This window comes from Streptomyces sp. NPDC001843, from assembly GCF_042891955.1.
In the GTDB taxonomy this organism is placed as follows: domain Bacteria; phylum Actinomycetota; class Actinomycetes; order Streptomycetales; family Streptomycetaceae; genus Streptomyces.
The window spans coordinates 23,044-43,604 of sequence record NZ_JBIATQ010000023.1; the positions used below are offsets into that span (position 1 = coordinate 23,044).

25 protein-coding genes are annotated in these 20,561 nt (G+C 69.7%); 9 read left to right on the forward strand and 16 right to left on the reverse strand.

Annotation, left to right across the window (positions count from 1 at the left end; translation table 11 throughout):
* The first annotated feature begins 59 nt into the window (after positions 1–59).
* Positions 60–278, forward strand: a complete 219-nt coding sequence (locus ACFYZQ_RS37105) for a hypothetical protein (protein ID WP_389157904.1) — start codon at positions 60–62, stop codon at positions 276–278.
* A gap of 316 nt (positions 279–594) precedes the next feature.
* Entirely contained in the window at positions 595–1,128 is a 534-nt protein-coding gene (locus ACFYZQ_RS37110; protein ID WP_389157907.1) for a GNAT family N-acetyltransferase, read from the forward strand.
* A 279-nt stretch (positions 1,129–1,407) separates the two neighbouring features.
* Here the strand turns inward: ACFYZQ_RS37110 and ACFYZQ_RS37115 are convergent, their stop codons facing one another.
* The 10 genes from ACFYZQ_RS37115 to ACFYZQ_RS37160 all read right to left on the reverse strand — a co-directional run bounded on the left by ACFYZQ_RS37115 (position 1,408) and on the right by ACFYZQ_RS37160 (position 9,969).
* Positions 1,408–2,094 (reverse strand): hypothetical protein, encoded by a 687-nt coding sequence (locus ACFYZQ_RS37115; RefSeq protein ID WP_389157909.1) that lies wholly within the window; start codon positions 2,092–2,094, stop codon positions 1,408–1,410.
* A gap of 78 nt (positions 2,095–2,172) precedes the next feature.
* Positions 2,173–2,616 (reverse strand): hypothetical protein, encoded by a 444-nt coding sequence (locus tag ACFYZQ_RS37120; protein ID WP_389157911.1) that lies wholly within the window; start codon positions 2,614–2,616, stop codon positions 2,173–2,175.
* Positions 2,617–3,056: 440 nt separating this feature from the next.
* Positions 3,057–4,799, reverse strand: a complete 1,743-nt coding sequence (locus ACFYZQ_RS37125) for a relaxase/mobilization nuclease domain-containing protein (protein WP_389157914.1) — start codon at positions 4,797–4,799, stop codon at positions 3,057–3,059.
* The gene (locus ACFYZQ_RS37130; RefSeq protein WP_067230957.1) at positions 4,796–5,104 is read right to left on the reverse strand and encodes a mobilization protein; all 309 of its coding nucleotides are present in this window, start codon (positions 5,102–5,104) and stop codon (positions 4,796–4,798) included. Before ACFYZQ_RS37130 ends, ACFYZQ_RS37125 begins: the two co-directional genes overlap by 4 nt.
* 314 nt (positions 5,105–5,418) lie before the next feature.
* Positions 5,419–5,655 carry a hypothetical protein gene (locus ACFYZQ_RS37135; protein WP_389157917.1) on the reverse strand — a complete coding sequence of 79 codons (237 nt, stop codon included), beginning with the start codon at positions 5,653–5,655 and terminating at the stop codon, positions 5,419–5,421.
* Between the two features lie 84 nt (positions 5,656–5,739).
* Positions 5,740–5,931 (reverse strand): hypothetical protein, encoded by a 192-nt coding sequence (locus ACFYZQ_RS37140; protein WP_389157920.1) that lies wholly within the window; start codon positions 5,929–5,931, stop codon positions 5,740–5,742.
* On the reverse strand, positions 5,928–7,556 hold the full coding sequence (locus tag ACFYZQ_RS37145) for a hypothetical protein (RefSeq protein ID WP_389157922.1): 1,629 nt from the start codon (positions 7,554–7,556) through the stop codon (positions 5,928–5,930). The genes ACFYZQ_RS37140 and ACFYZQ_RS37145 overlap by 4 nt, the downstream gene beginning before the upstream one ends.
* On the reverse strand, positions 7,553–8,194 hold the full coding sequence (locus ACFYZQ_RS37150) for a WhiB family transcriptional regulator (RefSeq protein ID WP_389157925.1): 642 nt from the start codon (positions 8,192–8,194) through the stop codon (positions 7,553–7,555). The genes ACFYZQ_RS37145 and ACFYZQ_RS37150 overlap by 4 nt, the downstream gene beginning before the upstream one ends.
* A gap of 162 nt (positions 8,195–8,356) precedes the next feature.
* Positions 8,357–9,073, reverse strand: a complete 717-nt coding sequence (locus ACFYZQ_RS37155) for a hypothetical protein (RefSeq protein WP_389157928.1) — start codon at positions 9,071–9,073, stop codon at positions 8,357–8,359.
* Positions 9,074–9,075: 2 nt separating this feature from the next.
* Positions 9,076–9,969: a helix-turn-helix domain-containing protein gene (locus tag ACFYZQ_RS37160; RefSeq protein WP_389157930.1), complete on the reverse strand. Its 894-nt coding sequence runs from the start codon at positions 9,967–9,969 to the stop codon at positions 9,076–9,078.
* A gap of 888 nt (positions 9,970–10,857) precedes the next feature.
* Between ACFYZQ_RS37160 and ACFYZQ_RS37165 the strand changes: the two genes are divergently transcribed.
* The 4 genes from ACFYZQ_RS37165 (at position 10,858) to ACFYZQ_RS37180 (ending at position 14,487) form a co-directional block, all read left to right on the forward strand.
* Positions 10,858–11,289 (forward strand): XRE family transcriptional regulator, encoded by a 432-nt coding sequence (locus ACFYZQ_RS37165; protein WP_389157932.1) that lies wholly within the window; start codon positions 10,858–10,860, stop codon positions 11,287–11,289.
* A gap of 248 nt (positions 11,290–11,537) precedes the next feature.
* On the forward strand, positions 11,538–11,837 hold the full coding sequence (locus tag ACFYZQ_RS37170) for a secondary metabolite protein (protein ID WP_389157934.1): 300 nt from the start codon (positions 11,538–11,540) through the stop codon (positions 11,835–11,837).
* Entirely contained in the window at positions 11,834–13,042 is a 1,209-nt protein-coding gene (locus ACFYZQ_RS37175) for an MAB_1171c family putative transporter (protein WP_389157937.1), read from the forward strand. Before ACFYZQ_RS37170 ends, ACFYZQ_RS37175 begins: the two co-directional genes overlap by 4 nt.
* Positions 13,039–14,487 carry an amidase family protein gene (locus ACFYZQ_RS37180; RefSeq protein ID WP_389157940.1) on the forward strand — a complete coding sequence of 483 codons (1,449 nt, stop codon included), beginning with the start codon at positions 13,039–13,041 and terminating at the stop codon, positions 14,485–14,487. Before ACFYZQ_RS37175 ends, ACFYZQ_RS37180 begins: the two co-directional genes overlap by 4 nt.
* A gap of 32 nt (positions 14,488–14,519) precedes the next feature.
* Here ACFYZQ_RS37180 and ACFYZQ_RS37185 read toward each other — a convergent pair whose 3' ends face one another.
* The 5 genes from ACFYZQ_RS37185 to ACFYZQ_RS37205 all read right to left on the reverse strand — a co-directional run bounded on the left by ACFYZQ_RS37185 (position 14,520) and on the right by ACFYZQ_RS37205 (position 16,780).
* A complete protein-coding gene (locus ACFYZQ_RS37185) occupies positions 14,520–14,651 on the reverse strand; it encodes a hypothetical protein (RefSeq protein ID WP_389157943.1) in 132 nt (43 codons plus the stop codon).
* Positions 14,652–14,848: 197 nt separating this feature from the next.
* Entirely contained in the window at positions 14,849–15,052 is a 204-nt protein-coding gene (locus tag ACFYZQ_RS37190; RefSeq protein ID WP_010982331.1) for a cold-shock protein, read from the reverse strand.
* A 605-nt stretch (positions 15,053–15,657) separates the two neighbouring features.
* On the reverse strand, positions 15,658–15,924 hold the full coding sequence (locus ACFYZQ_RS37195; protein WP_389157946.1) for a DUF4235 domain-containing protein: 267 nt from the start codon (positions 15,922–15,924) through the stop codon (positions 15,658–15,660).
* A gap of 5 nt (positions 15,925–15,929) precedes the next feature.
* On the reverse strand, positions 15,930–16,412 hold the full coding sequence (locus ACFYZQ_RS37200) for a DUF3618 domain-containing protein (protein WP_389157949.1): 483 nt from the start codon (positions 16,410–16,412) through the stop codon (positions 15,930–15,932).
* Positions 16,409–16,780 (reverse strand): phage holin family protein, encoded by a 372-nt coding sequence (locus tag ACFYZQ_RS37205; RefSeq protein ID WP_389158083.1) that lies wholly within the window; start codon positions 16,778–16,780, stop codon positions 16,409–16,411. The genes ACFYZQ_RS37200 and ACFYZQ_RS37205 overlap by 4 nt, the downstream gene beginning before the upstream one ends.
* A gap of 390 nt (positions 16,781–17,170) precedes the next feature.
* Here ACFYZQ_RS37205 and gvpJ point away from each other — a divergent pair, with 390 nt between their 5' ends.
* On the forward strand, positions 17,171–17,575 hold the full coding sequence (gene gvpJ, locus ACFYZQ_RS37210; RefSeq protein WP_389157951.1) for a gas vesicle protein GvpJ: 405 nt from the start codon (positions 17,171–17,173) through the stop codon (positions 17,573–17,575).
* Positions 17,572–18,357, forward strand: coding sequence for a GvpL/GvpF family gas vesicle protein (locus ACFYZQ_RS37215; protein WP_389157954.1), 786 nt, complete (start codon positions 17,572–17,574; stop codon positions 18,355–18,357). The genes gvpJ and ACFYZQ_RS37215 overlap by 4 nt, the downstream gene beginning before the upstream one ends.
* Before the next feature lie 962 nt (positions 18,358–19,319).
* On the opposite strand, the gene ACFYZQ_RS37220 is transcribed toward ACFYZQ_RS37215, so the two are convergent.
* Entirely contained in the window at positions 19,320–20,102 is a 783-nt protein-coding gene (locus tag ACFYZQ_RS37220) for a PIG-L deacetylase family protein (RefSeq protein ID WP_389157956.1), read from the reverse strand.
* A gap of 35 nt (positions 20,103–20,137) precedes the next feature.
* Between ACFYZQ_RS37220 and ACFYZQ_RS37225 the strand changes: the two genes are divergently transcribed.
* Complete coding sequence (locus ACFYZQ_RS37225; protein ID WP_389157959.1) at positions 20,138–20,404, forward strand: hypothetical protein; 267 nt, start codon at positions 20,138–20,140, stop codon at positions 20,402–20,404.
* The last annotated feature ends 157 nt before the right edge of the window (positions 20,405–20,561 follow it).

Below are 20,561 nucleotides of genomic sequence, written 5' to 3' on the forward strand. Positions count from 1 at the left end.
TCCGGCACCCTCCCAGTTCGGGGTGCCGGACCTTCTTGCTTCTTGGGTGAAGTGGCCGTTTGGTCTTCGATGCCCAGGAGCGTTTGCCGCCCTGTGGCGGAACGATGCAGGATGCGGCAATGCACCCCGGCCCCGGCGCCTTTATGGTCATCGCTCTCATCGTCGCCGTGACGATCACGTTGACGGTCCGTTCACGCTGCAATCGCACGGTTGCCCTCGCGGCGCAGTGGCAGGCATTCCAGCAGCACTGGCTCCGGGCAGGCAACTCCTTCAGGTGACGCAGGGCTACCAGTACGGCCGCCGTGGCTCAAAAGCCGTCGTGACCTGGTGCGACACCGGGCGGGAGCAGGACGCATGGTCCTGGAATTGGCAGGTTCCCCCGGGCGAGGCCTGCTCGTGAACGCCTCCAGCGGCTATGGGCCGCACAGTCACAACCCGAACATGCTCTACGTACAGCCAGGCCAGGTCCGTGCCTCGGGTTGATGGGGACCTACGAATCTGGCAGCAGGCTGCTTGGCGCCTTGTGTTTCCGGAGCGGCAGCGCGGCGGGCGCCGGATTACCGATGAGGCGTTTGCTTCCTGGAGGATGGGCGCATGACCGAGATCCGCACACCCCGTCTCCTCCTCCGTAGCTGGCACAACGACGACCTCGTGCCAATGACGGACATCAACGCGGACCCACGGGTCATGCGCTGGATCGACGACGGCGCGGTGCGCGACCTGGACCAGACGGCCGAGGCCATCGAGCGATGGGAGGAGGAGTGGGACGAGGAGGGCTTCGGGCTCTTCGCCGTCGAGCTGCTGGCCTCGGGCGAACTGATCGGCTTCACGGGACTGTCCGTGCCCGAGTTCCTGCCGGAGGTGATGCCCGCCGTGGCGATCAGCTGGCGGCTGGGTTCACAGTTCTGGGACCAGGGGTACGCGTCCGAAGCTGCGCACGCCACGCTGGAGTTCGCGCTTCAGGACCGCGGCCTGGACCGCGTCATCAGCATCAACCGGGTGGGGGACAACGCCTCCGAGAACGTCATCCGCAAGCTCGGCATGGCGCCCGAGCGGGAGACGGTGCACCCGGTGTACGGCTACCCTCTGCGCGTTCACGCCATCGACCTCACTGAGTTCCAGGCGTAAATCGGCCGAACCATCGATCATCGCAAGACAGCCGGCCAATGTCCCTACGTCCCCGAGCGCATTGATCGCGACGGTACGGACACGAGGGACAGATAGTTTCTTCCCGTCGCTGACCTACGCCTGCACGGAACTGCGGACAGAGCCGAAATCGCGAAGCCCCATCAGGGTAACGGGCCAAGCCGCTCGCGCCGCTCAGCGCATCAGTCAGTAACGCGCTGCTGCCCCCGACCCATGGTGGTCGGAGGCAGCAGCGCCGGGGCACGCGGGCGGGTCAGCTCGTTACCGTGGCCTGTCGAGGGCCTTGTCGAGGTGGCGGTCGACGAGGGCCGAGGAGCCGGAGACGATCAGCAGCAGGCTGCCCTCGCGGATCGCGGTCTGCTTGAGCACGCTGCTTCGCCCCCCGGCGGTGAACGTCAGGAGCTGGCTCCACTGCTCGTCACCGCCGGAGTGGGGCGTGGGCAGCTTCTGCGAGGCGACGTCGATCGGGGTGCCGCCCGCGACGACCTGATAGGTCGGGCAGCCGGTCATGGCGTCGAAGATCCGATCGATGCCGTCGGAGAGCTTCTTCGGGCTGTCGCTGTACAGCTCCTCGGAGATCTCCGAGGAGCTGCCGCCGTAGGTGAAGTCCGACTTCGCCTTGTGCGGGAAGGCGGGCGTGCCGCCGGTCGCCGCGTCGCCGCCCAGCTCGCTCAGGGCCGGGCAGCCGATGACGGTGACGTCGTCGTGCTGGGACGGACGCTCCGGCTTGAGCAGGTAGCCGCTGCCGAGGTCGCTCTGGTCGAGCAGGCGGGTTTCGAGTGCGGCTGAGGAGAGCGCGGCCGGCTTCTGGACGGCGTCGGACGGCTTTCCCGTCCGGGCGGCGGAGGGGGGTCGGTGCTTGGCCCCGGTGGTGTCGGTGGAGCAGGCGGGCAGGGCGAGGAGGGCGGCGGTGATGCCGAGGGCGGTGGTGGCGACGCGAACGCGCATGACGGAACTGACCCCTTGGTGCTAGGCGACGGGTGGTCAGTACGGGCCCGCGGGCCCGGTGGGTCGTAGGAGTGGTGGTCAGTGCCCGAGGTGGCGCAAGCAGTCCTCGAACGTGGCGTGCGTCGCGTCCGCCGGCCCAGAGTGCCGGTTGTACCAGGCGGTGTCGATGCGGGTCTCCTGCTGCTGGTGGCCTGCCCGGCAGCGCAGCCAGATCTCGCCACGCGTGGAGAGGATGAGCCAGTCCCGGTACGCACCGCACTCGGCACAGGCGACCATCTCGCCTTCGAGGACGAGGGGCTGCTTCCACGGCATCATCTTGCCCTCGACTTGGTCGTGGCTCGGCACGCGCAGTTCCGGCGGAAGGAAGTCGTCCACGACGGCGGCCGGTTCGGCGGGCTGCGGCTCAGACGCGGGCACTCCGAAGCCGGGCGGGACCTGGCCCTGCAGCCGTGCGTGCAGCTCGGCGAACCGCCTCTGAGCTTCGCTCGGCTCCTTGGCCCGGCGGCGTATCCGCTGAAACACCCTGGCGTCCTCCTCTGCCTCGTCACCTCGTCATGCGCGCTTCATGATCGTGCCCCACGGCACCCGGCGGTTTCAATTCACAAAGTCCACAGTCACCTCCGGCCAGGTCAGCAGGGGTACTCGTGGATCTCAACTGCCCAGATGACGAGTTGGCTACGATGCGTGTCTCGGTACGGCGCGGCTGCGTTGCCACGGTGTGCCCGATCACACGTCGTCGTCTCCCACGACCGCTCAACTTCGCGACGCCTACTGGCTCGACGGGCCCCACTTGCGCCATGTCCGTCCGTCCTGCGGGTGCACGGATGCCGACCGCATCTGCATCGGACCTGGTCGCCACCGAGGTTCGATGTGGCGTACGACCATGTGGATTGCGAGCGGAGCGGTGACGCTGTCCCTTCTCGTGGTGATGTGCTGAGGCCGCGTGCCGGCATCCGGCGGGCTTACCGGGGCTGCCGCGAGGTCTCCTCTCCGCTGCGCCTCCTGCCGGGCGCGGAGGGCCTGTTCGCTATCCCACGTGCTGCGGACCGGCTCTCTGCGGTGATGGTCTCGGGAGGGTGGGAGGCGTCGGCGGGTAGGTTGGCGGTCCGCCGCATCCGCCACACGAGCACGTCGCTGACGGAGTCTGCGGTGCCGAGTTCGCGCCGTCCGGCAGCGTCGGACAGGAGAGCGGCCGGGTCGTGGCCGGCGGCTTCGGCTTCCGCGAGGGTCCCCGCCAGGGCGTACCAGCCGGGCTCGGCGAGGATCTGCTCGGCCAGCTCCGGCAGCGCCTCGCGCAGCAGCACCTTCTGCCGCTGGAGCATCGGCCGGCTCAGACGTCGGCCACGCTGGTAGAGCACGCCGAGGGGCTGGGCGGAGGCGGCCTGGTAGGCGGTGCGCAGGTGCTCGGCGGCTCGGGTGGCAGCCTCGGCCTGCTGGGCGTGTCCCTTCCGGGCGTGCCAGTGCGCGGCGGCGGTGATCAGGAAGAACAGCATGTCGATGGCCATCGCCGTGGTGGCTCCGTCCTCGCCGCGGCCGAGGGCCGGGCCGCCCTGGACGAGGTCGCGGGCGGCCTGCCGCAGGGCTCGATCGTGCCCGCGTACGGCGCGGACGTGAGAGCGCGAGGCCCGTTCGAAAGCTGTTGCGGCGTCGAGCAGTTCGCGGCGGGTGTGGGCTGCGGACGTCTTCGCGAGGGCATCCAGGACTTCGCCGGCCGCTGCGATGTGGGCGGCGGCGACCGCGTCCTCGCCGTGCTCGACGACGAGGACCGCTTGCCACACGGCCGAAGCCGTCCCGCGGCGCGCGGCGGCCGGACTGCCCGGCCCCGTACGGATCGCATCCTCCCGCCGGGCAGCCGGAACGTCCTGGGCCTCACCGGCCCAGCGCTCGCGGATGCGGGGCAGCGACAGGTCGGGGGCCAGGCGCGCGCCGGGATAGAACACCGGCTCGCCGTCCTTGTTCAGGTCGTCGGGCAGGGCGACCTTGTATCCGAGCAGGTCGCCGGAGGGCGCAGCACGCTTGCGGATCAGGAGGCCGGCAGCGGCGAGCCGGTCGAAGAACTCCTCGTCGCAACTCGCCCCGGCCACCGCGCGTCGCACGGTTTCGCGCAGTTCCTCGCGGGCGGTGCGCTCGCGGCCCTGCCGTTCGGCCTTATGGCGCTCGGCGCTCGTGGGCCGCTGTGCGGCTGTGCCGTCGCCCGGCGCGACCTGGTGGAGACCGAGTTCTTTCTCGATGAGCCGGGCTTCGGCCTGGGCGCGAGCGCCGGAGCGGAAGTCGTCGGGGCGGTGGCCGTCCTCGGTGACGAGGGTGGCGACGATGTGGATGTGGTCGTCGGCGTGGCGTACGGCTGCCCAGCGGCAGCCGGGCTGTCCGTCGCCGGAGTCGATGCCGGTGGCAGCGACGATGCGGCGGGCGATGTCGGCCCACTCCTCGTCGGACAGGATCCGGTCGCCGGGGTCGGCGCGTACGGAGGTGTGCCATACGTGCTTGGTCGGGCGCGCGTGCTTGGCGAGGGCCATCACGGGCTGGTCCAGGAGCTGCTGGAGGTCCTTGAGGGTGGCCTTCGGGTCGCGGCCGGGGTCGGGGGACATGCCGTCGAAGGAAGCGACGAGGTGAGGGTCGGTGTGGTCCTCGTACTTGCCGGTCTCGTAGAGGTAGTAGAGGAGACCTCTGGTGTCCGAACCGGACGGGTTGACGCTGGGGATCATGAGCCGTGGTGCTCGATCAGCCGTGTGGCGGCTTCGTGCGCGGTGTCGGCGGCCCGCCGTACGGCGGCGACGGCCGCTTCGAGCTGAGGGACGTCTGCACCGGAGTTGAGCGCCTTGACTGCCTGGTTGAGGTTGCTGCCGGCCCAGCCCAGCCGACGCCTGCTGTCGAACAGGGCTGTGATCACTTCGCGTTCGTCGGCGATCTCGGCACTGGTGCGGTCGAGGTCGCGGGCGGCGGCGAGCGCGGAGCGGGCGAGGAATCCGGCGACGGACAGATTGCACTGGGCGGCGGCGGACTTGATCAAGGCGAACTCATCGTCGTTGAAACGTGTGTTGGGCTGGTGCAGGCGCTTCTTCTCGGGTGACTGGCGCGGACGCTGGCGGGCACGAGGAGTGCGCTGTCGGGGGGCGCGCGGCTCAATCTGCTTCTCCTCCTGCCCAGGCTTCGATCCGCCCCCGGTCGAAGCCTGAAGGACCTGCGCCCCCCGGTGCAGGTCCACTCCCGCCCCCTCGGGGGCGGGTTCGGCGGAAGCTACGCTTCCGCCCCAACTTGCTCGCGTCGAGACCGAGTTGGATTCGGACTCAGGTTCCGGGTTGGTGCCGTTCTTGCGTGCGTTTCTCATCGGGCTTCGGGCCTCGTGGAGCGGGTGTGCTGCTGGATGGTCGCGGCCAGCGCGAGGAGATCGGCTGGGCCCGCGAGGACGCGGACGGGGTTGTCGGGGCGGTCCTGGACGAGCCACTGGCCGGTCGGCGTGAGGACGGCGGCGAACAGGAGGCGCCGGCGGACCAGTACGTCGGCCCAGGCATCGGCCTTGGTGACGGTGGGTTTGGATGAACGAGGGGGACGCGGAATCACTGCGTACTCCAAGGGATGCGGTGGCCCGGCACGGAGCCGGGCCACCTGTTACGGATAGGGGATTTGAGCTGGTGCTTTTCCGGTTCAGCCGCACTCGGGGCAGCGCCCGACGTGGCTGTTGAGCGCGCGAGCCATCCGCTGTTTCGCCGAGGCAGCTTGCTTCGCACTGGACTTCGCCGCCGGCCTGCCCGCGTGCCGCTCGGAGTGAGCGAGCATGAATCCGATCTCTCGCTCGTACTCCGCGCGGACGGTGTCGAACTGGTGGCAGGTCCTCATCGGGCGGTGCTCCTCGTCGTCGTGGTGTCCTCGTTCCGCAGCTCCTGGAGGACGAGGCCGAGTCGGTCGTTCCCGACACCCGTCAGGCCCTGGCGGCGGATGATTTCGCGCAGCTGCACCCGGGTGATCGTTCCGTTGCCGTCCCGTTCGAGAAGGGCGGGAACGTAGGGGCGCACCTCGTGGACAAGCTGGCGCTCGGACTCGCCCAGCTCGCGTGCCGGGCGCTCCGTTTGCGGAGAGCGGGACCCGGCACGCTTGTCCTTGGTCTTCGTCCGGGACTTCCTGGCCGGCTTCCGGCGGAGTGGGACCTTGTGTCCTCGGTCCTGGGTGGTCTCGGTCCCGGACGCGGGGGCGGTCGGTCCTCGGTCCTGGGTGGTCTCGGTCCCGGACGCGGGGGCGGTCGGTCCTCGGTCCTCGGTGCTCTCGGTCCCCGACTGCGCGAGGCCCGGTCCCCGACGAGAATCTGGGACCTGAGCTGCTACTTCTTGCGCTTTGCGGTCGGTCCTCGTGGCCGCTGCGGCTTCTGGATCGGCGGGTTCGGTCCCCGGGACCGCGCCGTCTTCAGGCAGCTTGGTCCCCGCGGTCGTTCCCGTTTCGTCGCCCTCGGTCCCCGCGCCGACCTTGGCTTCCGGGTCCGCCTCCTCGGGGACCGGTCCCCGAGCAGTCCTCGGTCCCCGGTCCGGGACCGGCTCGTCGGAACCGTCGGGACCGGGGACGGGGACCGGCACATTCGATGTCGGCTGTGCGGGGACCGTGGCCGCCGATGCGCTGCTGTGCGGAGGGGACCAGGGAGAAGGGAGCGGGACCGTGGCGAGCGCGAGCGCGTGTCGCCGGGCGGCGAGCTGGTCGAGCAGATGTGCCCGCTGTAGGGGGTCGGTGCCGACCGAGGCCCTGCCGACCGCTTTCGACAGGCGTCGGGTAAGCCGTCGGCCGCGACGGTTGCGCTGCTGTTCGGGTGTGCGCTCGGCGAGGCAGGCGGCAAGGGTGATCGCACGGGCGGTGGCCCGGTCCCGGGTGATCTGCGCGGCGTCGCGGTCTCGCGCGGCGATGCCCAGGCGGGACAGCAGCCGTTCGCGTGCCTCCCGTCCCAGGACGGCGATCAGTCCGTTCGAGGCGGCGCCGGGGGTGCGCAGGCGTAGTTCGATGCCCATGGCCAGGTGCCACAGCATCGCCGCCATGACCGGTCCGACGAAGGCGCGGACCGTGCCGCCGATGGGTCCGCTCTCGGCGTAGGCGGGGATCACCTGCACTGTGGTGATCACCCATACCAGCGTGCCCGGCAGGCCGGGAGCGCCCTGGACGGCGAGGTTCTGCCGTGCCATCAGCGCGGTGGCGAACAGGGCGAGTTCGGCTGCGGCGAACATTCCGGCTCGCTCGGCGGTGCCGGCCATGTCGAGGTAGTCGGCGGCGAAGCGCCAACTCGTGTCGGCGCTGTAGGCGGTGCAGCCGAGGGCGGCGACGGCGGCGACCTTGACCGCCGGGCCGCCGAGCGGTTTCTGCGAGCGGGTTCCCCTGCGCCGGATGGTCCAGGCGGTCAGCACGAGCGCGAGGGCGGCGGGCACGACGGCGGCGAGGAGGAGAGGGAGGTCCGAAGTAGCACCGAAGGCTGGGACGGGGCGGGTCATGCTGCCTTTCCGAGAGGGGCGTGCGCCGGGGCCAACGCCGCAGGGCGGCCTGCCGGCTGCTGAGTGCCGGGAGCTGCGGGCGCGGGCGTGCCCTTGGCCTTGGAGGGCTTCTTCCGCTTCTTCCTTGGGCCGGGCACGCCGTAGTTGCGGTCGCGGTCGAGGACCTTGTTGGCGGCCTGCCGGAGCAGGTCGCGGGCGTGCTTGTGGCTGATCTGCAGGGCGGCGGCGAGCCGGTCGGGCCGCCAGCCCCGGACGTAGGCGTGGTCGATGACGACCTGCCGCTCGGCCTCGGTCAGGTGCACGTCGCGCCCCTGGAAGAAGGCGGTCACGCGCCGGTAGTCCAGGCGCTGGTGCAGGCCGTCATGCAACGGGCGCCGCTCGGCTTCGGTGAAACCGCCCCAGACGCCCTCCTTGAGGACGTTCTCCAGGGCGAAGTCCAGGCACTCGCGGCGTACGGGGCACCAGCCGCACAGCTCCTTCGCCTCCGCGATCTCCTCGTGATCCCGGGGCCCGGGGAAGAACACGGCGTCGGCGTCCTCGACGTCCATGCCGTGGCACGCTCCGCGGGTGTGCCAGCTGGTGTCTCCGATGCCGCGCAGGCCGGTGGCCGGCGCGTCGTGGGTGGTGATGTGGCGCAAGGCGGGTCTCCGATGTGCTGCCGCGCCGACCGGGCGGCGCGGTGCTCGGCGGGTGCGGCGTCGGGTGCCGACTGCGGCGCGTGGGCGTGCGCCGCAGCCGGTGCGGGACGGGGGTGTCGGGTGGCGGTGCAGCGGGCGGGGTGCACGCGCCGGGAGCGCCGGTCAGGCCGGGGCGGGCTGCTGGACCTGCTCGGTGTGCTGGGCCTGCTGGGCGGCGGCGAGGTCGAGGCGGCCGGGGTGCGGGGTGGCACGCGGGGCGGTTGCGCGGGCTCCGCCGTCGGGGCTGATCCTCCGGCGGCGGCACGGCTCGCCAGGCTGGGACAGGCACCATTCGCACCGCACGCTCAGGGCATCGGGCAGTCCCTGCGCGACAGCGGCCTCACGGGCTGCGCGGGCGGGCCGGTAGGGCGTGAGGGCTGCGCGGGCGGCGGGCGGTATGCAGGAACCGATCTCCCGCAGCCGCGCCTCCAGTTTCGGGTCGACTCCGTCGCGACCGCTGGTGATCGCTCTGGCCTGCGCGGGCTGGGCGGTACCGGCGGCGACGGCGCGGCGGGTGCTGGCCAGCTCGGCGGTCCAGGCGGTCTGGTCGTCGGGGTCGGCTGACGGCATGGGGTCGGAGTGCCTCGCCAGGCGGTCGCGCCGGTAGCTCTCCCAGGGACGGGCCAGGTCCACGGGCAGGATCTGGTACGGCGAGGTGCGGATGTGCTGGCGGGCGGCGACGCGGACGTCCCAGCCGTGCGGGGTGGCCATCGGCACGTCGCCGAGCAGCTCGTGCCACTGGGCGAGTTGGTCGCGCGCCTCCCCCTGGTCGGTGCGGATGGTGCGGGGGTCGAGTCGGCCGATGTAGGCCAGCAGGGCGGCGATTTCGCGGCGGTCCACAGTCAGCCCTCCGTTCCGGTCGGCTCGTCGAGGGCGGCCAACAGGGCGGCGGTGTGGGCCTCCGTCCGCGTCATGCCCCCCGATGCGGCGGTGTTCTTGCCGGGCACGGCGTAGAGGTTCGGGCGACTGGGGGCGTGCTCGCGAGCGACCCAGGAGCGCCAGTCGGCAGCCCAGGCTTCCGCCGGCCTCGGAGCATGGCCCGCCCGGTGGGCACGCCACTTCGCGTCGGCCGCCCGCAGACCCTGCTCGCTGAGGCGGTCGAGGTGTCCCTGCTGGCGGGCCCAGGTGTGGGTGGCGGGGTCGACCTCCCACTCGGCAGCCGAGAGGACGGCAGCACCACTACTGCTGTACCTCCGGTTCAAATCAGGTTCACTACGGTTCTGTGTGCCGGTAGCCGGTACATCGCTGTGCCGGTGGCCGGTACGTCGCTGTGCCGGTTTCCGCCTCGACCTGCCGGTTTCCGATACTGCCGGTTTCCGGACCCTCGCGGGGGATTCCGGCACCTCACGCGGGCGGATTCCGTACCGCCGCAGAGCCGAGAGCCGGAGCTTCGCGGGGCCGGCGGGCTCGTCTGCCGTCGCCGTGTCGCTGTCCTCCTGCTCCTCGCGCTGGGCCTGGGCAACCGCTTTGGCGGCGAGGGGCAGGCGGTAGACCGTGCTGCGCTGCGGCCCTACGAGGTCATCGAGCTGTTCCAGCTCGCCGGCCACGAGCAGGCGCTCGACGGCTTCGCGGACCGTGGAGACCGAGGCGCGGGTGCGCTTGGCCAGGCTGGACAGCGAGGCCCAGGAGATGCACTGATCGTCGGCCACCCGGTCGGCGATCGACAGCAGGACCAGGCGCGCGGCCCCTCGACTGGAGCTGTGCTCCCACACCCACTCGCGGGCTTCGCTGCTCATCGGCCGCTCCCGACGAGTGGACGGGTCCGGCGGCTCGCCGGGGCCAGGATGGTGCGGTCCGGCTCGGGGCGCTGAGGCGCCGAGGCAGAGGTGGCTGCCGCGCAGGCCAGGCGGAAGGGCCTTTTGCGCAGGGCAGGAGGCATGCGATACTCCCCTTTGCAGTGTTGTCACGCTGACGCGCCCCTCGGAAGGACTCAGCGTGGTGATGGTGGGCAATCTCCGCCCTTGCCGGGGCGGGTACGCCGCTTAGCGTTCGGCGTCCGCGAGTTACCGCTCTCGGGCGCCGTCGCTGTTTTGTGGACCTTCGTGGTCCGGTCTGTGCTCGCGCTCTCCTCACGTTCGTCGCCGCAGGCGGGCTGCCCGGGGACGACGAACATACGCACGGACCCGTGTCAAGATCCAGACTTGGTTCTTAAACTCTGTACTGGTTGCAGTGAGTAACCGAATGATCGTGCGCTACAGCCGTCCATGAAGGACCTGGCAGGGTGCGCCCTCGCATCGATGCGCACCGTTGCCGCGGTTGCCTCGAACGCCGAGAACGTGTCATTGTGTCCGAATTGGAGCGGGTGTCTGATATTTCTCGCAGCGGAAATGCGATGTGGTTGAGGGGTCTCCACGGTCGTCTCCGCGCTTTCCGGTCGAAAATCAAAGCCTTATGTGCCAGACGTAACGTTCTCGCTGGGTGATTGCAGCTTGTGCCACGCCGCCCGCATGCTCCTGCCGGTAAAACGGACAGGCCGACCTGAAGCGGGCGGTACGCGCCAGGTGGAAACGTGCTGGTGGGGAAGAACTTTCCACACAGGTGATCGACACGTCAAACTGGTGTTTATGGCGGGGTAGGGTGGTCGAAGTGACGACGAAGCCCGCCCGGGAAAGGATCATGAAAGAGTGACCGAAGGTCAGGTGAGCCCCAAGGGGCTCATGGATCGCCTAAACCGCCTGTTCGACACGGTGCACCCGCCCGATCGAGGCCCTTACAGCAACGCTGAAGTGGCCGAGCTGATGGAGAAGCGTGGGCTCGGTACCGTGTCGGGCCAGTACCTGTGGCTCCTGCGGACGGGGCAACGGGATAATCCGACGAAGCGTCACCTCGAAGCGCTCGCAGCCTTTTTCGGAGTCGATCCTGCCTATTGGTTCGACGACGTGGTCGCTGAAAAGACCGTGCAGGAGCTTGAGTTGCTCGCCCTGCTTCGCGACGCGAAGATCAAGAACGTTCTTCTCCGTCTCTCCGACGTGTCCGCTGACGGGAAGGATGCCGTCCTCGGGGTCGTCGAGAGCGTCCGGAAATCAGAAGGCTTGCCACCCTCAACTGGCGCGTAAGAGACTTCAGTTCAGTAAATGATCAAGGAAATGCAATGTGGTCTGCACGCAGGCGGCGCCAGCCTGACCTCCTGGCCGAGCTCAACCTTCCGCAAGTCACCAACATTCGCGATCTATGTGACGAGGTCTCTCGCCGCACGGGGCGGACGGTGGTTCTAGAGCCCCGGGAGCAGGCGCCCTCGGTGTGCGGGGCATGTGCTGTCACGGAGAGTGCGGTCCATGTGTTCTACGACCCGCGGACCAGCCCTATGCATCAAGACCACATCATCGCCCACGAGTTCAGCCACCTGCTGCTCGGCCACCACGAAAGCCGCCCGGTGTCCGCGCTGGCCCCGGCCTTCATCACCAGCGTGGACCCAGCCACGGTGCAGATGATGCTGGGACGCACCAAGTACGACGAAGCCGAGGAGCGGGACACGGAACTTCTCGCCTCGCTGCTCCAGCGGCAAATCATCGACCGCTGGCTGCGGAGCGACGAGTCCTCCGGTGACGCGGTCCAGGACCGGGTCACGCACACGTTGCTGCGCCGGCGGGAGGCACGGCAGTGAAGGATCTCCTCCACCCGATCAGCCTCGTCGTTGCGACGCTCGGCTTCCTCTGCCTCCTGCGTGACGTGCCGACTCGGCGCAGGGACCCCGCCTCAACCGCGCTGGCTGCCGTCTTCTTGCTGTCAGGGCTGTCGTTCCTGTTCTCCATCACGCCGATGTGGACCTGTCTCGACCGCGTGCTCGGCACCGTCAACCTCTCCGTGCCCCTCGCACAGGGCTGCGTGGTCGCGCTCCTGGCCTGCCAACAGGTGGTGCTCACCCACTGGAGTTCCCCGCCCGAAGTCGCCCGCCGGTGGAGTCGCAGGTGGCTCGGGGCCGGCTGCGCGGTGGTCGCAGGGCTGCTGGTGCTGTTCGCCCTGCTGACGCCCAGCGCACCGCATCCGATCGACTTCACCCTGTACTACGCGCATGACGACTGGTACGCCGCGTACCTCACCCTGTATGTCACGGCCTACACCATCGGGGAGCTGTTCCTCGCCCGCGCCTGCTGGCGCCTGGCCCGCCGCAGCGCTCGTGGGTCCGTCCGCCTCGGTCTGGGCATCGTCGCCCTCGGGGCAACCGTCACGCTCGGATACAGCGCGGTCCGCATCGGCAACGTGATCGCTAGCGCCTTCGACGCCTCCCTCGCTGAATGGGAGGGTTTCGCCTGGACCTGCGGCGATGTCGGCGCCATGCTCACGCTTATCGGCTGGCTCGTGCCCACCATCAGCGACCAAGCTCAGAGCGTCCAGTACCGGATCAAGCAGTACCGCAGCTACTACGGCCTGCGCCCCCTGTGGCTGGCGTTCTACAGCGAAGCGCCCGAGATCGAGCTGCCGATCGACCGAGTCGACCCGGCCCAGAGGCGTCGCTTCCGCCGCATCTCGATCCGGCTCTACCGCCGAGCAGTCGAGATCCGGGATGGCCGGTTCGTCATCCGCCAATACCTCCATGCCGCTGTCCGCGAGGCCAGTGAAGCCCACCACCGGGCCCGAGGACTTCACGGCCAGGAGCTGTCTGCGGCCGTCACGGCCGACCAGATCCTCGCCGGAATAGCTGCCCGGGCGGAAGGCGCCCGCCCGGCGCCCGTCCAACTCACCGAATTCGCGGACTCCGAACGCCAGACCAGTCGGCCCATGGACGACATCGACGCTCTCCTCGATATCGCGCGCCACCTGCCCAGTCAGCCCACACGAGCCCTCCATCCTGAGCGAGTCTCCGCATGACGACCGACCTCACCCACCAGCCCGCCCACGTCCAACTCCAGGCCCTGGACCGCCGCGAGATCTCCAGCCGCGAGCTGCTCGACCTCCACCTCGCCCGGATCGACGCGAGCCACGTGAACGCCGTCGTCACCCGCGACGACAGCGCGGCCCGAGCCGCCGCGCACGCGGCCGACGAACGCCGCGCCCGTAGGGAGGGGAAGGGCATCCTCGACGGCCTCCCCCTCACGATCAAGGACAGCTTCGAGACGGCCGGGCTGCGCACCACCAGCGGTGCCGAAGAGCTGACGGATCACGTACCCGTACGCGACGCCGACGCGGTCGCCCGGCTCCGCCACCAAGGCGCCGTGATCATGGGTAAGACCAACACCCCGGCGTACTGCCAGGACCTGCACACCGACAACACCCTGTTCGGCTCCACGCTCAACCCGCACAACCCTCAGCGCACCGCCGGCGGCTCCTCCGGCGGACCCGCCGCCGCAGTCGCTTCCCACCTGACCCCCGCCGACCTCGGCAGCGACCTCGCCGGCTCCCTCCGACTCCCCGCTCACTACTGCGGGGTCTACGGCTTGCGTCCCACGCACGGACTCGTCCCGGCCCGCGGCCACATCCCGCGCCCGCCGGGGTGGATCACCAGCAGCGACATGGTCACCCCCGGTCCCTTGGCCCGCCACCCTCGGGATCTCGACCTGCTCCTCGCCGCGCTGACGACACCGGCACCCGAGGAGAACAACCCCTGGAGTGTCACGCTGCCCACGACACGGCGCGAGGCGGACCAGCTCCGCGTGGCGGTGTGGGCGGAGGACACGAGCTGCCCCGTCGACCGCGACACCGCCGATGCTCTCGTCGCCCTTGAACGGACGCTGGCTTCCGCCGGCGTGAGCGTCCGCCCCACTGCGGGACCGGTCGGCTTCGCTGATTCTCTCCGCCTCTTCGAGCAGCTCCTCCACGCAACGGCGACGGCCGCCACCGACGACGACGCTGGCGCTGCCGAACTCGCGGCGGCACGTGAACTGCACAAGGACGACGCGAGCCCACGGGCCGCCTTCCTCCGCCACCGAACGCAGACACACCGCGCGTGGCTCCGCGCCAACGAGGAGCGCCTCCGGCTTCGTGAGACGTGGCATCGCTTCTTCGCCGACGCCCGGCACGACGTCCTCATTACCCCCGCAGCTCCCACCGCGGCAATTCCGGCTGGGCGCCGCTCTCTCATAGTGGACGGCGTCGAACGGAGCTTCTTCGACCAGACCGGCTGGGCCAACCTCACCAGCCACGTGGGCCTGCCCAGTCTCGTCGTACCCATCGCTCGAAACGCAAACGGCCTCCCGATCGGGGTCCAGCTCGTGGGACCGACCTATGCGGACCAGACCCTGCTCGCTGTAGCCGAATACATGGCGCCCCTGCTCGGAGAGATGGCCGTGGGCGTGATCGGACCATGGGGTAAATGATCTTTTAGTCGCCGTAGTACGTCACCGCCTCTTCACACCACCGGACCAAGCGCGGTCGAGAAGGCCAGGTCCACCTCCAAGTGCTCGGTGGGCAGGTGCACGGCGAACTGGAACCAGAGACTCCACTTGGTGTTGCTGACGGTGTAGGCGTACTCGATCCACACCGACTCGCCGAGGTGCGGGGCCGGTAACCGCGTCGCCGGGTCCAGTAGGGGCGGTGGCGCAGCCCCATCGTGCGCGGTGAGCGCGCGACGGCAACCGTCCGCCTGGGGAGCCGTTGGTGCTCTGCCGAGAGGCCACCGCAAACGCACAGCAACCGCCCAGCGAGGTGGCGGGCGGGTGCCGTGGAGACGCAAGCCGTTCAGGCGGGGGTGATGTTCTCTGCCTGCGGGCCCTTCTGGCCCTGGGTGACGTCGAAGTTCACCTTCTGGCCTTCCTGGAGCTCACGGAAGCCGGAACTGGCGATGTTGGAGTAGTGAGCGAAGACATCGGGGCCACCGCCGTCCTGCTCGATGAAGCCGAAGCCCTTTTCCGAGTTGAACCACTTGACGGTTCCGCTGGCCATACTGCCCTCCAAGGGGACTGGAAATCGGTTCCCGCACCGCGCGGGAACCGGAGGTGATCGCCTTGGTCCTCAGACACTCTGAACAGCGGAAACGCCCGTGCGCACGCTCACGGGCGACCGGTACTTCGGAACCATGACAGCTGACGCTGACGGTACACCGGTACGCCCACGCCCAGCGCTATCGCTCGTATGTGCCGCCATCCGCCAACCCCTGCGTGCTCGCGCCGAGTGCGCCCACGGTGGGTCACTGGGATGGGTCGGCGCGTGTCTGGAGTTGCTGCCAGCAGTGGTGGACGTGCTGTTCAGCCGCTCGCACGGCGCAGGAGGGGGCGTCCGAGAGCGCGTCCGCAGACGACGCGGTCTTGTCGGCGCGAGGTGCGGTGCGAGGGCGCACGAGGTTTGCTACGCGCGCAACGCGCCTTCGATCGCCCTGGTGTAGGACGACTGCCCGGGCGACCAAGATCGTGGCGATGACTGCTGCGGCGGTCAGCGCGGCAGCCGCATGCTGATCGGTCATGACTGTGAGTGTCCTTTGTACGGGTACTGGCCGGGCAGGAGAGGGCTGGCATTCGTGTCCTACCGGCCCTCCCGCCTCCTCATGCGCGTCAGCCTGGCCAGGTTCCAGTCAGGCGGCGGACGGCGGTGGCGCCGGCGCGGTCGACGGCCGCTTTGACTCCGGCGAAGATCGCGCCCTGGAGCGTGGCGGCGAGGAGCACCTCGCGCCAGGAGCGCTCTTCGTCGGTGGCGTCGGGGGCGTCCTCGTCGTGGCCGAGCATCTTCCACGTCTGCTTGAACAGCGCTCCCGCGGTCATGCCGCTGACGGCGCCGAGGGCGAGTCCGACTGGCTTGTAGGCGATCTTCGATCCCTTCACCCGGCTCACCCCTTCCGGCGGCGGCAGGCCAGCCACACCACGACGGCCACACCCGCTGCCGCCAGCAGCACCTTGCGGTTGTCACGCGCCAGCTGCGCCCCCTGGGCGGTCTTCTCCCGCACCGGCTCGGGCGCCTTCTCCTCCCACAGCTGGCCGGCCTGGGCGACCTTGGCCCGGGCCTGCTCGGCGGCCTGGGCGGCTTTGTCCTTGACCGGGTCGGGCAGCTTGTCCTGCGCCTGGTGTGCCAGGTCAGTGGCCTTTGCCTTCAGTTCCCCGGCCTTGACCGTGGCCTGCTCCTTCAGCTCGCCGGCCTTCGCGGTGGCCTGCTCCTTGACCTCGGCGGCCTTGTCCTGGGCGCGCGCCTTGACGTCGGTCTTCGCTGCGAGCGCCTCGACCGTCTCTCCAAGCTCGGTACGGGTCTGCTCGACCTGCTCGCGCAGTTCCTCGGGGCTGGAGGCGGTGGGTTCGTCGTGAGGCGGCTGGGTCATCGGTGTGCGCTCTCCTTGATCTCGGCCACGTCGGCCTTCACGTTCTCGACCGTCTGCTCGGGCGTGGGCGGCGCGGCCTGGTCGACCTGCTTCTTTCCACTCATGGCCATCGCGGCGGCGATCACACCCAGCACCGCGGTGACGATCAGCCCGGCTGCCCACACCGGCAGCGCCACCGCTAGGGCGGCGATCACGGTGGCGACCAGTGCCTGCGCCATCAGGTAGCCGACCACGCTGGCGCCGCCGAACAGGCCGCCGCCCTTGCCGTAGTGCTTGCCCTTCTCCTTCATCTCCGCCTGCGCCAGGCGCAGTTCGCCGCGCACCAGCTCAGTCAGCTGCTGCGAGGCGCGCTGCACCAGCTCGCCCACCGGCTCCTGGCCGGAGCGGTCCGTGCTCTGGCCGGGCCCGGCATGGTGCGACTGCGTGCTCGACACGGCGGTCACCTCCCGTCCCTCTGAGTTCCTCCAGGCCGGGCTGTCTCATGTGCCCGACCATCTGATGGGCGCGCGAGTACCCCCAACAGACGCGTTCAGGGCGGGCCGCGTGGTCTGATCGCAGCCCGCAGCCCGCAGCCCGCAGCCCGCAGCCCGCAGCCCGCAGCCCGCAGTACGCGGTGCGCGGTGCTGCGGGGTTTGACCCGCTGGTACGTGCGTTTGGTCGCAGGTGGTGGCGGCTACTCGACCGCGGAAGCCTGCGTCGCAGCGAGGGACAGCGTCGACGGGACCGCGCAGAGGCAGACGAACAAGGGGTTGGTCGCGATGACCGTCGCGACACAGCAGGGCGGCGGAGGCGGTTCCAGCGGCCTCTACGACGTACTGGAACTCATTCTCGACCGCGGGTTGGTGATCGACGCGTACGTGCGGGTCTCCCTCCTCGGTATCGAGATACTCAAGATCGACATACGGATCGTCGTCGCCAGCGTGGACACCTACCTCCGCTTCGCCGAGGCGTGCAACCGCCTCGACCTGGAAGCGGGGCCGCGCAAGCCGGCCGGGCTCACCGAGCTCACGGGACAGCTCACGGAGTCCGGCGCCCGCGGCAAGACCAAGGGAGCCCTGCCCGACGGCGAGGAGACGACCTCCGGCGCCTTCCAGCAGGCACGTCACGTGGGCCGCGAGCGTCAGGGTGACCGGGCCCGCGCGAGAGAGGGGAATGAGAGATGAGCATCTACGTGTACGGGATCATCCGCGCCTCACACTCCCCCCTCCGCCAGGATCTGGAGGGCATCGGAGACCCTCCGCGGCCGGTACGCGTGCTGTGCCAGGGCGAGCTGGCCGCGATCGTCAGTGACGCCCCCGATCAGCTGCGGCCCAAGCGCCGTGATCTGCTCGCCCACCAGCGCGTACTTCACGAAGCCGGAGCGGGCGGCGTGGTCCTGCCGATGCGCTTCGGCAGCGCCTCCCCGGACAACGACACGGTGACCCGGGTGCTCGCCGAACGAGCGGAGCACTTCCTCGAGCGGCTGCGGGCACTGGACGGCACAGCGGAGTACAACATCAAGGCCAACCACGACGAAGAGGCCGTGCTCCGCCTGATCATGGCCGACCACGACGACATCCGGTCCCTGGCGGAAGCGAACCGCGAGGCCGGTGGCGGCACGCAGGAAGAGAAGATCCGGCTCGGGGAGATGATCGCCGCCGCCGTCCAGGCACGCGAGGCGAGGGACGCGGAGCTGCTTCAGCAGGCGCTTCAGCCGATGGCCGAGGCGGTGAGCGCCGGTCCGCAGAGCACAGGCTGGCTGGCCAACGTCTCCTTCCTGGTGGACCACGGTTCAGCGGAGCGATTCCTGGCCGCAGTCGACGAATTCCGCGGGGAGCATCCGCACCTCGAACTGCGGGTCAACGGACCGCTGCCGCCCTACAGCTTCGTCGACACTCCCTCGTCCCAGGCCGAAGGCGGTACCGCGGAAGCGTTCGGAGCCGCGACAGCCCAGCCGGACGCGTAAGGAGTCACGAAGCCTCAGGAACGGCGGGCCCACTCGTTGCGGGTGATGTCCGTTGGGACAGCCCGGCTCAACGTGAGGCTATGCCCGGTGGAGGTGCTGCACGCGGATACGAGTTCCGTGTCGCCAACTGCGTCCCTGAGACCGTCGCAGAAGCGTTTCCCGAGCTGGAGGCTGTGGTGATCGGCAAACAGGCGGTGTCCTACGGCAACGTCATCGACGAGGCGCCTCTCTTCGGCCTGCTGGACGATCAAGTTGAGCAACAAGAGGGCTCGCCCCGGCAAGAGAGGCAGGGTCTTCGCAACAGAGACAGTCGTGGACCAACCGCGCTATGCTCACCCTGGAATGCGCGCGGCCTAGTGCCGCGTTGGCCAAGGGCTTGGAGCAGTAAGCCCTTGACCGGAAAGCAAACCCTGCCTCCCCCCGCGAGCAACGAGGACTCGATCGACGGCGAGGCCGGTGATTCCTGTTCTCCGACTGAGCGCTGCTCCGCAGGTCTCAACCTCCATCCGTATGGGTGGCTCGGTTGAGAGCTGCCCGCTCCTCACCGGTCACCCTCTGTCGAAGGGTAGACCGCAATGAGCAACAAGGCCCCTTGGATCCTGTCGATAGCACTGGCATCCATGCTCGCCGGGGTCCTGGCGCACGCCGCTCTCAGGCACTCCACTCGTGAGGCACGGTTGACGATCGCTCTGGCTGCAGGCTTCGGGGTCGCGACGTTCGGCCTCTCGGCATGTCAACTGCTCTGGTCCTGAAGGGGTCTCAGCCCTCGACGTGCGCCCGCCTCGGCGTCCGGGGCGGGCTGACGATGACTACGTGACTGTGACGAGACGAGCACGCTGCACTTACCGTGCATGGGTTCTACGCCATCGGCATTGCCGGACTGGCTACCATCGCCCGCCGCTCACTCTCCGATCGGTGAGTGCTTGCTGGAGGGCGGTGAAGGGGTAGCGAGCACGGGGGGTTCAGGTGGTCAGCTGGGCTGGGTCGCCCTCCGTGGGGCCGGGGGTGAGGCGGGTGAAATGCTCTGTCTGGATGATCCGGCTGCGGTCGGCTTCGGGAAGGCGGGCGAGGATGCCGGGCAGGGGCCGTTCGTGCGCGACCTCGCCGCGGTGCGCGAGGATGGCGCGCCACTTCACGTCGGCCCAGGGGGTGACGTCGACGCTGGTGGTCACGTACGAGTCCGGTACGGCAAGGACGCTCTTGCCCACCCGTTCGAGCAGCGGGCGGAGCAGGCCGACGCCGGACTCGGGGTGCGTGGCGGCGTACAGCGCGGTCGGCTGCCAGGGCGGTCCCGCTTCGGGATATAGGTGGCCGAGGCCAGCGGCTTCGACGGCAAGCAGGGTGATCTGGTGGGTGCGCACGTGGTCGGGGTGGCCGGTCAGTTGACCGAGGGCGTCGTGTCCGATGACGATGTCGGGTCGGAAGTCGCGGATGTTGGCGACGAGGTGGCCGACTGCTTCGTCGAGGGGAGCGTCGACGAGCCGGGGCCGGCCGGGGGCGGCCTCGGGGTTGCGGGCGTCGTTGTAGCCGAGCAGACGCGGGGTGCCGGCGCCCAGGACGGTGAGGGCGTCGGCGAGTTCGGGAGCTCGTCGGCTGTCGGGGGCCCAGGTGGCGGTGACGACCGCCGTGCGGGCCCCGTTCGCGGCATGCTGGGCGAGGACGCCCCCCGCGAGGAGGGACTCGTCGTCCGGGTGTGCGAAGACGGCAAGCAGGCTGGGCAGCACGGGGACCTCCGGGGCGGTCATGGTACGGGGACGGGGGTGCCGGTGAGGTGCTCGGCGTGGCGGGCGAGGTGGGGAGCGAGGTCCGGGTGGCCCCCGCGACCGGCGACCTGGAGGAGCTGGGCGAGTGCGACGAGTTCACCGGTCCGTCCGGCGGGCGCGTTCAGGACGTGGGCGAACTCGTGACGGATCCGGGCGGCCGTGGCCGGCCGGGTGAGCCGTCGAGGACGTCGTGGCGGTACTGGAGCTCTGCACCCTGGCATGAGTACGCCAACTGCCTGCTCAGCCATGGCTCTCCGGTTGACCTCGTCGTGTGCAGGTGGTGACCGCACAACTGGCGGTATCCATGCCCTCGCGTCGGGCTTTCCGTCGGAACACATTCGTGATCCACCAAACACCCTTGAAAGGGGTGTTTCCATGCCCTCGCGTCGGGCTTTCCGTCGGAACCCTTCCCCTAATCGGAGGATCCTGACCCGCCGCGAT